Below are 11574 nucleotides of genomic sequence, written 5' to 3' on the forward strand. Positions count from 1 at the left end.
CGTGTCTCTTTGCAAGGAGGAGGGGGGGGTGGTGGCCCTGGGGGGGGGGAGGGGGAGGGAAACGCCGGGGCCGGGCCGACCCTCCCCCCCCCCCCCCCCCGGTCCCGTCTCCGGACAGGCGTGGGGGCGTTCGCTCCCCGCACCCGAATCCGTCACGAGGGATGCCTGATCTCGATGTGCTTCGTCTCCGCCTTCTCCTGACCGAGGCCGATGCTGATGGTGAGCATGCCGTCGACGTACTCGGCGCGGACGTCGTCCTCGTCGGCGCTCTTGGGGAGGGGCATACTGCGCGCGAGGGACCCGTAGCGGATCTCGCTGCGGTTCTTGTCCACGTCGCGTTCGGTGCGCTCCGCCTTGATGGTGAGGACACCGTCCTCCACGGTGACATCGAGGTTCTCGACGTCGACGCCCGGGAGCTCGGCCCGGACGACGTACCGGTCGTCCTCGGTGTACTCCTCGACCCTCATGGGGTACAGCTCGGCCATTGCCGGCATGCTGAACCGGCTGGGCAGGGCCTCGAACCAATCCGGCAGGTCGGGGAACGGGAACCGCTGCTTGTGTGCGAGCACAGCCATGATCGGGCCTCCTCGGTGCGTCTCCGGTTCCTACAGGTCCAGTCAACAGCGCCACGGGACGCGGCGCAGCGGGCCGACCAGGCCGAAGGGGGGCCCGAAGGGCCCCAAAAGGTGTTGCCGGCGCTTCGGCACGGGGACCCCGTGCTGCGCGCCGCGGCGAGCCGCCTACTCGGGGATTCGTCGTACGGTCCCCGGCAGACCTCTCACCTTCGGCGGCCCCCGGGTGCCGGCGTCGGCCACACGGGCCACGGGGCCGCTCGGGATGACGGCGGCCGGGCGGGGCCGGCCACGGCGACCGGACGGCGGGGCGCCGCACGGCGTGCATCAGCCGCGGCGCGTAGCGGCCCCTTCCCGGTGCCGCACGATTTCGGAGACCACGCCGTCGGACACGTACGGCACCGCCGCCGCGACCCCGGGGGAGAGACCCATGCCTACGGAGGCGTCGGCAATCTCGACGGCATGGACCACGAGACGACGAGGCAGCCGTCCGAGGACCTGGGCGAGACACCACGCTTCAACGAGACCGAACCCGTGTGAGCTGGTCGTCGGGAACCGGGCCGGTTGCCCGGGGCCCGGCTCCAGGCGGTGCACACGGCCCGGGTACCCGGGGCGCACGCGTGCCGCATCCACCACCACGGCGAACTCCGCGTCGTCCCACCATTCGATGAGCCGGACGGGATCTCCACCGCAGCTGCGCAGCTCCGTCCCGGCCGGGAGGGCACCGACCGAGGCGCGGCTGCGGAGCGTCTCCACCACGACCGGGCCGACGCCGTCGTCACGGCGGAAGTCATTGCCGATGCCGACGACCACCGTGCGTGCCTCGGATCGCATCGGAACTCCTCGTCTCGGGCGCGACGCCTGCAGTGGTGTCACGACATGGGCGCGTTCGAACCGCCACGGGCCGGGACGCCGTTGACCGGATCCCGCTCTCGGCCGTCCGCGAACGGCCCGGCGCATGCCGGTGAGGCGGGACGGGCCGGTCGAGCACCGGACGGAGCCCGCCACGAACCGGGGCTCGTGCTGGGCAGCCGGGCAGCGCGGCTGGGTTGTGCACTGCTGCTGCAGTCCTACACCCGGCACGACCGGTTTCGTCGGAGGCAGGGGCGGGCCACGGGCGTCGCGGTCGGTCCAGGTGGTGGTCCGGTGGACCCGAGGCACCGGACGGCCGCGGTGGCGAGGATCCGCATCCGCCCTCCGCACGGCGGGAGCCGCACCGCCATGAGTCGCGTCGCACGGTGCAGGTCAAGATCGACACGGCTGACGGACCCTGCACCGTCGACGGCAGGCGAGCCGTCCATGTCGAACTCACCATGGTCGTCACCGAGGCGGGTCCGCCTCCTCACCCCTTCCTGAGCTCGCATTGCTTCGGAGCACGCATTGTTTCGGTCACGACACCGAAGGCACGCGTACTCGACGGTCGGTGGGAACGGCCCCGATGGCGAGCGGTCGCCCGCGTCGGCGGCGCGCTGCACGCCAGCCGCCGTACGCGTGCTGTTGACGCGGGCACCGCCCGGACACCGGGGGCCCGTTCACGCGTTGTGCTGGTCGAGGAATGTGGTGATGAGCTGCTGCCATTCCTCGGGACGTTCGACCATGGGCAGGTGGCCGGTGGCGATCTCCACGAGCTGGGCGCCGGGTATGGACTCGGCGAGCTGGCGGTGCAGGCGGGTGGAGGTGAACCAGTCCTGGGTGGTGGAGATGACCAGGGTGGGTGCCGTGATGTGCGGCAGGTCGCCGCGGACGTCGACCCGGGGTGCCAGTTCGGCGTGTTCCGGGGTTCCGTCGGCGATGCTGGCGGTGGTGAAGGCGAGGGCCTGCCGGAGTTGCTCGTCCGGCATCGCCTCCAGGGCGTCCGCACCCAGGGCCATCATCGTCAGGTACTGGGCCAGCAGTTCGAGGTCGCCCGACTCGGCCAGCTTGCGCCAGACGGGTAGGGCGAGCGAGAGGCGGTTGTCCCGGTGGGGGAAGGTCGCGGTCAGAAGGAGGGCCGTGACGCGTTCGGGGTGGCGGGCGGCGGCGCGGATGGCGACGGGGCCACCGAGGGAGTAGCCGGACAGCGCGAAGGTGTCCAGGCCTTCGGCGACGGCGGCGGCGACGAGCTGGTCGGCCAGGTCGTCCAGCGACAGCGTCGTGGTGGATCGGGGGGTTTCTCCACTACCGGGGTAGTCGATGCCGACGACGGTGTGGCGGGCAGCCAGGCCTTCGAGGATCGGGCCGTAGGTGCCGGCCGTGCTGCTGCCGGCGCCGTGGGCGAGCGCGAGGCCGGGGCCGGAGCCGAGGACGGTGCGGGCGAAGGTCGCTTCGGGCAGGGCGCGTGCGGACATGAGTATTTCCCATCTGTGAGTGTGGTGATCCGGTGGTGCGGTGCTGCGGAGGCCCGCCCACGCCGGAAGGCGGGCGGCGGCAGGCGGGTCAGGGCAGCAGGACGGCCTTGCCCCGGTTGCGGTGGGCTTCCAGGTCGGCGTGTGCGACGGCGGCCTCATCCAGGGGATAGGTCCGCCACACGGGCAGGGTGAGTGCGCCCGAGGCGGCCAACCGGACCAGCTCCGGCAGGGGTTCCTCGGCCCCGGAGCCGCCGGCGCTGAAGCGGACGCCGTGCTGCGCGGCGGACATGTCGGCGATGGTGATGACACGTGAGCTGTCGCCCGTCAGGGCGACGGACTCGGGGAGGACGCCGGCGCCGGAGGCGTCGAAGACGACGTCGACTCCTCGTGGTGCCGCGGCCTGCACCCGCTCCAGCCAGTGGTCGCCGTAGCGGACCGCGGTGGCTCCGAGCGCCGTGACACGCGCGATGTCGTGCTCGCCGGCCGTTCCGATGACGGTGATGCCGCGGGCGACGGCCAGCTGCACCGCGATGGTGCCGACGCTGCCGGCGGCGCCGTGGACGAGCAGGGTCTGCCCCTCGTGGACATCGAGCTGCCCGAGGACGCGGAACGCGGTGGTGCCGACCGTGACCAGCGACGCGGCGACTTCCCACGACAGTGCCTCGGGCTTCGCCACCGGCCGGTCGAGCAGCGCGTACTCGCTGTAGCTTCCGCCGACGGTGACACCGAGGACTTCGTCCCCCACGGTCGAGGGGGCTCCTTCGCCGACCGCATCGACGACGCCGGCCGCGTCCAGGCCGGGGATGACGGGGAAGCGCGCCGGGACGGCGCCGGCCAGCAGACCGGAGCGGATCTTCATGTCGAGTGGGTTCACGGAGGCGGCGCGCACCCGGATCCGGACCTGCCCCGGACCCGGGTCAGGCGGAGTGACCTCCGACAGCCGGAGTACCTCGGGCGTGCCGTAGGCCGAGAAAGTGATCGCTTTGGACATCATCAACTCCCGAACAGGGTTGCGTTGGTGGGTTCGCCGCTCAAGCGGTGAGGGTGGGGTAGTCGGTGTAGCCGCGGTGGTCGCCGCCGTAGAAGGTGGACCGGTCCGGGGTGTTGAACGGGCCGCCGGCGGCCAGGCGTCGCGGCAGGTCCGGGTTCGCCAGGAACAGCGCTCCGTAGGCCACCATGTCCGCGCTGCCGTTCTCGATCAGCTTCAGTGCGTCGGGACCGGTGACGTCGGGGTACGTGAACGGGTTGAGGACGAACGTGCCGGGCCATTCGGTGCGCAGCCGCGGGGCGAGTTCGGGGTCGGGGCCTTCCATCAGGTGCAGGTAGGCCAGGTCCAGGTGCGCGAGTCGCTCCAGCAACATCCCGTAGACCTCGCCGGGGTTCTCCTCGACGATGTCGTTGTACTGGTTGCCGGGCGAGATCCGCAGCCCCACGCGGTGGCTGCCGATCGCCTCCGCCACGGCCGTGACGACCTCGACGGCGAAGCGGGTCCGACCCTCGGTGGTGCTGCCCCAGGAATCGGTGCGGTGGTTGGTGTTGTCCGCGAGGAACTGGTGGATCAGGTAGCCGTTGGCGCCGTGCACCTCCACTCCGTCGAACCCGGCCTCCACGGCGTGGTGTGCCGCGGTCGCGAAGTCGGCGACGGTCTGCCGGATGTCCTCCTCGCTCAGTTCCTTCGGCGTCACGAAGTCCTTCGGTCCTTCGTGGGTGTAGACCCGGCCGCGGGCTGCCACGGCCGACGGACCCACCGGCACCAGACCGTCCGGCAGCAGGCTCGGGTGGCCGATCCGCCCGGTGTGCATCAGCTGGGCGAAGATCACGCCGCCTTCGCGGTGCACGGCGTCGGTCACCGTCCGCCAGGTCCGCACCTGGCCGGCCGTGTGCAGGCCGGGGGTGTCGGGGTAGCCCTGGCCCACCGGCGAGGGCTGGACGCCCTCGGTGACGATCAGTCCGGCCCCGGCGCGCTGGGCGTAGTACGTCGCCATCAGCTCCGTCGGTTCCGCGCCGGGCCCGGACGCGCGGCTGCGGGTCATCGGGGCCATCGCGATGCGGCTGGTCAGGCGTTTGCCTCCCAGGACGATCGGGTCGAAAGCAGTGGTCATGGGGCTCTTCCTCGTAGTGGGTGATGCCTGCGGCACCTGGCATCCCGGTGCCCGCATCAACAGTTACCTGTCCGAACAAGTAAATCACTTGTCTGAACAGGTAAGTGCCGCCGACCCATTCCCGAGGTTGAAAGTGACGTAGGTAACACCCCTCCTACCTGGTCATCTGTGTCACTGCCGGGCGGAGTGGCTGTGGGGGCTTTTGGCGGAAGGTACAGTCATCCTGTCCAGGCAGGGAAGTGAGGAAAGTGATGGCCGAGTCCACACCTGAAGGCGGCCGGGGTTCCGGTCTGTCGGGGCGGGGAGCCACCGTCCCGCTCCCTGGTGCAGCCAGCGGCGGACCCATCAGTCACGCGATCTTCCGGCTGGCCCGCCTGCACCGCATGTTCGCGGGGCAACTGCTGCGCCGCATCGGCCTGCACCCGGGCCAGGAGCTGGTCATGATGCACCTCTGGGAACTGGGCCCCCAGCGCCAGATCGACCTGGTGCGCCTCATGGACTCCGACGCCGCAACCATGACGCGCACCGTGCGCCGTCTGGAGCAGGCGGGATTCGTCCGCCGCCGGCCCTCGCCCACCGACAAGCGCGCCTCGCTCATCGAGCCCACGGCGGCCAGTCACGCCCTGCGTCGAGAGGTGGAGCGCGTCTGGAGCCAGCTCGAGGACGTTTCGACCGCGGGCCTCACGGACGACGAGTGCGTCGATGTCCTGGCCACCCTGGAGCGCCTCGAGCAGAACCTCGTACGGGCGGCGGCCCAGTCGTCGTGTGCGAGCGAGGAGCAGTAGAGGGCGCCAGGCGGGGCTTCCCGAAGGCGTGGGCGCGCGCCGGGGTGCTCGGGGGTCCCGCGCACCGACGGGCTCGGTGGTGTCCCGGCCGGCCGCCGCCGACGCGCGATGGCCTGAGGGCGGTTCGCGCGTGCGGGTGAGTGCCGGCCGCCCGGCAAGCGGTCGGCGCCCGGCTGACGACGGTTCCGCGCGCGTGGGCGCGTGCCCGTCCGGTCGTCCCTCGTCCGATCGTCGTCGCGGGACGGGGTGGCCTCGGCGATTTCCCTTGTGCGCAGGGAACTTGCCGCAGCGCGCATGTGGTGAACGGACCCGGGGCAGCTGCTCTACGCGGGAGTAGCATCACCGAACGTGTTGACAGTCGAGTACCGGAGAGGCGTTCCATGCCAGATCAGTGCCCGATGGTGATAGACCCTTCAGGCCGCGACATCCACGGTGAAGGCGCGCGAATGCGTGACAGGGGCCCGGTGGCCCGCATCGAACTGCCCGGCGAAGTCGAGGCGCTCGCGGTCAGCAGTCCTGCTCTTCTCAAACGGCTGCTCACCGACGCACGGGTGTCCAAGGACCCGCGACAGCACTGGCCGCTCTGGAGGAGCGGAGGGATCTCCCCGGACTGGCCGTTGTTCGCCTGGGTCGCCGTGCAGAACATGTTCACCGCCTACGGCAGTGAGCACAGGCGTCTGCGCACCCTGGTCTCCAGCGCCTTCACCGCGCGGCGCACGACCGCACTGCGACCGCGGATCGAGGAGATCACGGAGAAGCTGCTGGACCGCGTCGCCGAGGTGGGGAGGCGGGGCGAGGTGGTCGATCTGCGCGAGGAGTTCTGCTATCCGCTGCCGATCCAGGTGATCAGCGAACTGTTCGGTCTGCCCGGTGACAAGGCGGTGGACCTGCGCGAGGTCGTGGACGGCCTCTTCCACACGTCCGCGGAGCCCGACGAGGTCACCGCGAACTACGAGCGTCTCTACGCCCTGATGGCGGAACTCGTCGCGACCAAGCGGGAGTCGCCCGGGGACGACCTGACCACCCACCTCATCGCAGCCCGCGACGAGGGGGGCGCCGCACGACTCAGCGAGCAGGAACTGCTCGACACCCTGGTCCTCATGATCGGTGCCGGTCACGAGACCACGGTCAATCTCATCGACAACGCGGTGCACGCCCTGCTCACCCATCCCGAGCACATCGCGCACATCCGCGGGGGCCGTGCCACGTGGGACGACGCGATCGAGGAGTCCCTGCGTGCGGACGCGCCCGTGGCCAATCTGCCGTTGCGGTACGCCGTGGAAGACATCGAACTCGGTGAACTCGGCGGTCCGGAAGGAACGGTGATCCGCGCAGGGGAAGCCATTCTCGCCGCCTTCGCCGCGGCGGGGCGCGACCCCGAGCGCTACGGGAAGGACGCCGATCGCTTCGACGTCACCCGGGTGGACAAGGAGCACCTGGCCTTCGGGCACGGGGTGCACCACTGCCTGGGCGCCCCGCTGGGCCGACTGGAGGCACGCGTCGCACTTCCCGCGCTGTTCGAACGGTTCCCCGGACTCACTCTCGCCGTGGCTCCGGAGGAACTGCTGCCCGTGGAGTCGTTCATCTCCAACGGGCACCAGTCCCTGCCCGTCCGCCTGGCCTGATCACTCTCCCCGCCACCACGCCAGCACCCGGGCCCAGCCACTCTTCGGTGCAGTGGTCGCCGGCGCACCGCCTCGTCTTCCGGGCGGCGCGGAGGTGTGCCTGCCCGGCCCCGTGGACCCGTCGTCACCCGCAGGCCGCTCATCCTTTTCGGAGCGGGTGACGACGACGGGCGGGAAGCGTACGGGCAGCGCGGCAAGCGCACGGTGGAAGGGCCCCGGCCGCCACTCGAGGTCCCGGACGGGAACGGCGAGTTCCATGTCGGGGAGACGGTCGAGGAGCTTCTCGATGGCCACTGCCGCGATCAGTCGCGCTGAGCCCTGCGCGGGACAGGCGTGCGGGCCGGCGCTCCACGCCAGATGGGCGCGGTTGCCCGTGCGCTGATCGACCGCCAGGGCGGGGTCCGTGTTCGCGGCGGCGAAACTGATGACGACCGGATGGCCCTCTTCCAGAAGTGTCCCTTCGTACAGGACATCGTGCACGGGAAAGTGCACGGCGTAATTGGCCATGGGGGGATCGGTCCACAGCACTTCGTCGAGCGCGTCGTCCACGGGCAGACTGCCCCCCGACAGACTGCCTGCGAACCTGTCGTCCGACAGCAGCAGGCGCAGGCTGTTGGCGATCAGATTCTGTTCGGGCTCGGTGCCGGCGCCCAGGAGCAGGACCAGGGTGTGGACGAGTTCCTCGTCCGTCAGCCGCGCGGGATGGGCGATGAGCCGAGAGGTCACGTCCTTTCCCGGATTCGCGCGCTTGAGCGCGATCAGTTCGCCGACGGTTCGGGTGAGGAGTTCGTTCGCCTTTTCGGCGTCGTCGAGTTCGAAGATGCCGGCCATTCCCTCCACCAGCCGGTCACCGTATTCGGGCGGACAGCCGAAGAGCTCGTTGAGTACCAGGAGCGGCAGGGGCCGGGCGTACGCGTCGAGCAGATCAGCTTCCCCGTCCGGCGCGATTCGGTCGATGAGCGTATCGGCGCTCCGCTCCACGTAGCCGCGCAGGGCGTTGGGCTCCACGCCCCCCAGGCTGTCCGTGATCGCTTCGCGTAGGCGGCGGTGCTCCGGTCCGTCGGTCAGCAGGGCGTTCGGTCGGTAGGCCATCATCGGCGCGACCGGACTGTCCGCGGGCACCGTGCCGTCGGCCATGTCGCGCCAGCGGCGGGAGTCCTTTGAGAACGTCTCGGAACTGCGCAGCACGTGGAGTGCGGCGTCGTAGCCGGTGACGAGCGTGGCCCGCACGTCGGGTGACAGTTCGACCGGGGCGGTTGGTCCGGACTGTCGCATGCGTCGGTAGGCAGCGGCTGGATCCGCCGCGAAGTCCGGTCCGTACAGCAGTTCGCGGTGGGGGCAGCGGGACTCGCGATCGGGGGTGGAGTCAGGGGTCATGCGTGCTCCAGTTCGCTCGTGCGGGTCAGGAGGTGCTCGACGAGGGAGACCAGTGCCCGGGTCGAGGAACGGGGGTCGCGGGCGTCACAGCGGACGAGGGGTGTTTCCGGGAGCAGATCGAGGGCGTCACGCACCTCGTCCAGCGTGTGCTGGGGTGCACTGTCGAAGTCGTTGAGCGCAACGGCGTAGGGCAATCCGAGCTCCTCCAGGACACCCATGACATCGAATGAACGTTCAAGGCGCCGGGTGTCTGCCAGGACCAGTGCACCGAGCGCGCCCCGGGTCATGTCACGCCAGAGCGTGGTGAACCGCTGCTGACCGGGAGTGCCGAAGAGGTACAGCACGAGGGCATCGCTCAGCGTGATGCGTCCGAAGTCGAGGGCCACCGTGGTGGTCGTCTTGTCCTGGGTGTCCCCCAGGTCGTCGACCAGGGCCCCCGCTTCGGTCATCACCTCCTCGGTGTGCAGCGGACGGATCTCGGACAACGTGCCCACGAAGGTGGTCTTGCCGACCGCGAAGTGGCCGACCACCAGGATCTTGACCGCGGTGCGTACGGTCGGTCGGAGATAGACGTCTTCAGAGGCGGGCGCGGAGCCCATCGAGCACCTCCTGCAGGATTCGGGCATCGGACGGCACGGCTGCCGGGACCGGCGCGAGTTTGACGATGTGTCCGCTGTCCAGGAGGTCGTCCACCAGCACCCTCGTGACACTGACCGGCAGCGACAGATGTCCGGCCACCTCCGCCAGCGACAGTGCGCCCGGTCTGCAGAGCTCCGCGATCCGTCGCTTCTCGGGCCCCAGACCGGTGGCGGACGGCCCGTCGGCGGCGATCAGAAGGGTGACGAGGTCCAGGGTGCCGCGGCGTGGATGGGCGCGGCCCCCCGTGACCACATAGGGCCGGACCAATCCCCCGTTGGGGCGGGGCCTGGGCGGGGTCATGCCCGAATGCCGGTGCCATGCCGCGCCGGACTGGTCAGTTCCTTGCCGAGCCGGTCGACGAGCTTGTGCATGCGGTAGGTGACCGCCTCCATGTCCACGTTCTCCGTCGTGGAGACCGCGAGGTAGGCGCCCTCACCGGCTGCGGCGAGAAACACGTAGCCGTGTGCGAACTCGATCAGGGTCTGCCGCCACGGGCTGTCGTCGTGACCGCAGAACTCCGCCGTGCTGCGGCTGATGGACTGGACGCCGGAGAGTCCGGCCGCCAGCCGCTCGGCGTCGTCCCTGCCGATGTCCGCCGAGTGGGCCCGGAGCATGCCGTCCGCCGACAGCAGGATCGCGTGCAGGGCCCCGGGCACTTTCAGGACCTCATCGAGCATCCAGCCCAACTCGTTGTTCCTGGGCTCGATCATCCTCGGTTGTTCCCTTCGTCTTCGTGGAGGGCGTCCTGGGCGGCACGGCCGCTCAGCGTGCCGCGTGCGAACGCGCCGATGCGCCGGGCCGTCTCCTCGGCCGACCGTGTGTCGACCTCCTCGGCGGGGACCGCAGGCTGCTGCGCGGTCACCGGGTTCTGCGCGGCGCGTCGGCGGCGCTTCGGAAGTCCCCCCACGGTCGTCGCGGCCCGGGTCGTCGGCAAGGTTGACGGGGCGGCACCGGACGCGCCGCGGGCCGCGGCCGGGGGCGCCGTCGGAAGTCCGTCGGAGGCGTCCGGACGCGTGAGCAGGACGCTCGGGAGGAACACGACGGCGCGTACGCCCCCGTACGGGGAGTGGGTGTCCACACTGACGCTGAACCCGTACCGCTGCGCGAGGACCCCGATGACCGCAAAGCCGAACTGAGGAGGGTCCTCGAGCCGGGTGACGTCCACCGTGCGCCTGCCGGAGAGCAGTGTCGAGGCCTTCTCCAACGCCTGCCCGTCCATGCCGACGCCGGCGTCGTCGATCACGATGCAGGCGCCGTTGTGCACGGCCTGGATGCCCACTTCGACCTGGGTGTTGGGTTGTGAGTGGCGTGCCGCGTTGTCCAGCAGTTCCGCGACCGCCAGGACCACGGGCTCCACGGCCCGGCTCTCGACAGCGACGTCGACCGTGCCGCGGATCCGGATCCGTCGGTAGTCGCGGATCCGTGACGTGGCTCCGCGCACTACTTCGACCAGCGCTGAAGCCGCCCGCTGCCGCCCGGGCCAGGATCCGCACAGCACGGCGATGGCTTGGGCGCGGCGGCCGAACTGGGCGTTCGCGTGGTCGACTTCCAACAGGTCCTGCAGGACGTCCGGGTGGTCGTGGCGATCCTGCATTTCCGAGATCGCCACCTGCTGTTCGCTGGCCAGGGCCTGGATCGCGCGCATCGAGGACTTCAGCGCCGCTTTCGCCGATCGATCGGCTCGGGCCTGTGCGTTCTCCACGGCCTCGGCGAACCGTTCGAGTACGTCGTCCAGGCACTTCGCGAAGTCCGTCTCCGCCAGCCGTGCGTCGAGGAGTCCGGCGCCCGGTACGGACTGGTGCGGCGATTCCTCGAGGGCCGGCAGCCGGACCGTGATCAGGTGGCGAAGCTCCTCTTCCCGGGTGCGCAGGCCGTCAGCCAGCTCCTCGTTCCGTTTCCTCTGCAGCGCGCTGATCCCGCGCTGCCGTACCAGGAGCACGGTGAGGGCGAGCAGGCCGACGGCCAGGCACCACACCACCGCATCCGGTATCTGTTCAGTCATGAAGTCCTCAAGACGGCTTGACCCTGCGGGAGCGCCTGACGTTAGTTCTGGTCGGACGCGTGTACTACCGCTCACGCGCAGAGAACTTGTTGTCATACGCAGAGGGCCCTCGATGAGTTCGGAGCCGGCGGCGAACGGTCCGCGC

12 protein-coding genes are annotated in these 11574 nt (G+C 70.5%); 2 read left to right on the plus strand and 10 right to left on the minus strand.

Annotated features, from left to right (window positions below):
• Window positions 1–152 precede the first annotated feature (152 nt).
• The 5 genes from ACFXOM_RS24865 to ACFXOM_RS24885 form a co-directional block, all read right to left on the minus strand.
• The gene (locus tag ACFXOM_RS24865) at window positions 153–575 is read right to left on the minus strand and encodes an Hsp20/alpha crystallin family protein (protein ID WP_384937738.1); all 423 of its coding nucleotides are present in this window, start codon (window positions 573–575) and stop codon (window positions 153–155) included.
• 324 nt (window positions 576–899) lie between these two features.
• Entirely contained in the window at window positions 900–1406 is a 507-nt protein-coding gene (locus ACFXOM_RS24870) for a hydrogenase maturation protease (RefSeq protein ID WP_385039333.1), read from the minus strand.
• 698 nt (window positions 1407–2104) lie between these two features.
• Entirely contained in the window at window positions 2105–2899 is a 795-nt protein-coding gene (locus tag ACFXOM_RS24875; RefSeq protein WP_384937733.1) for an alpha/beta fold hydrolase, read from the minus strand.
• A gap of 88 nt (window positions 2900–2987) precedes the next feature.
• Window positions 2988–3890 (minus strand): NADP-dependent oxidoreductase, encoded by a 903-nt coding sequence (locus ACFXOM_RS24880; protein ID WP_384937730.1) that lies wholly within the window; start codon window positions 3888–3890, stop codon window positions 2988–2990.
• Between the two features lie 40 nt (window positions 3891–3930).
• Window positions 3931–5001, minus strand: a complete 1071-nt coding sequence (locus tag ACFXOM_RS24885) for an alkene reductase (protein WP_384937728.1) — start codon at window positions 4999–5001, stop codon at window positions 3931–3933.
• A gap of 251 nt (window positions 5002–5252) precedes the next feature.
• On the opposite strand from ACFXOM_RS24885, the gene ACFXOM_RS24890 reads away from it, so the two are divergent.
• A complete protein-coding gene (locus ACFXOM_RS24890; protein ID WP_384937725.1) occupies window positions 5253–5786 on the plus strand; it encodes a MarR family winged helix-turn-helix transcriptional regulator in 534 nt (177 codons plus the stop codon).
• Between the two features lie 446 nt (window positions 5787–6232).
• Window positions 6233–7411: a cytochrome P450 gene (locus ACFXOM_RS24895; RefSeq protein ID WP_384944642.1), complete on the plus strand. Its 1179-nt coding sequence runs from the start codon at window positions 6233–6235 to the stop codon at window positions 7409–7411.
• Here the strand turns inward: ACFXOM_RS24895 and ACFXOM_RS24900 are convergent, their stop codons facing one another.
• The 5 genes from ACFXOM_RS24900 to ACFXOM_RS24920 are packed head-to-tail and all read right to left on the minus strand — an operon-like array spanning window position 7412 to window position 11429.
• Window positions 7412–8788: a cytochrome P450 gene (locus ACFXOM_RS24900; RefSeq protein WP_384937719.1), complete on the minus strand. Its 1377-nt coding sequence runs from the start codon at window positions 8786–8788 to the stop codon at window positions 7412–7414.
• Window positions 8785–9387 carry an ATP/GTP-binding protein gene (locus ACFXOM_RS24905; protein WP_385039336.1) on the minus strand — a complete coding sequence of 201 codons (603 nt, stop codon included), beginning with the start codon at window positions 9385–9387 and terminating at the stop codon, window positions 8785–8787. The genes ACFXOM_RS24900 and ACFXOM_RS24905 overlap by 4 nt, the downstream gene beginning before the upstream one ends.
• Window positions 9365–9727: a DUF742 domain-containing protein gene (locus tag ACFXOM_RS24910; RefSeq protein WP_384937713.1), complete on the minus strand. Its 363-nt coding sequence runs from the start codon at window positions 9725–9727 to the stop codon at window positions 9365–9367. The genes ACFXOM_RS24905 and ACFXOM_RS24910 overlap by 23 nt, the downstream gene beginning before the upstream one ends.
• Window positions 9724–10137, minus strand: coding sequence for a roadblock/LC7 domain-containing protein (locus ACFXOM_RS24915; protein WP_384937711.1), 414 nt, complete (start codon window positions 10135–10137; stop codon window positions 9724–9726). Before ACFXOM_RS24915 ends, ACFXOM_RS24910 begins: the two co-directional genes overlap by 4 nt.
• The gene (locus ACFXOM_RS24920; RefSeq protein ID WP_384937708.1) at window positions 10134–11429 is read right to left on the minus strand and encodes an ATP-binding protein; all 1296 of its coding nucleotides are present in this window, start codon (window positions 11427–11429) and stop codon (window positions 10134–10136) included. The genes ACFXOM_RS24915 and ACFXOM_RS24920 overlap by 4 nt, the downstream gene beginning before the upstream one ends.
• Between the last annotated feature and the right edge of the window lie 145 nt (window positions 11430–11574).

The sequence above is a fragment of the Streptomyces sp. NPDC059169 genome, assembly GCF_042755225.1.
Taxonomy (GTDB): domain Bacteria; phylum Actinomycetota; class Actinomycetes; order Streptomycetales; family Streptomycetaceae; genus Streptomyces.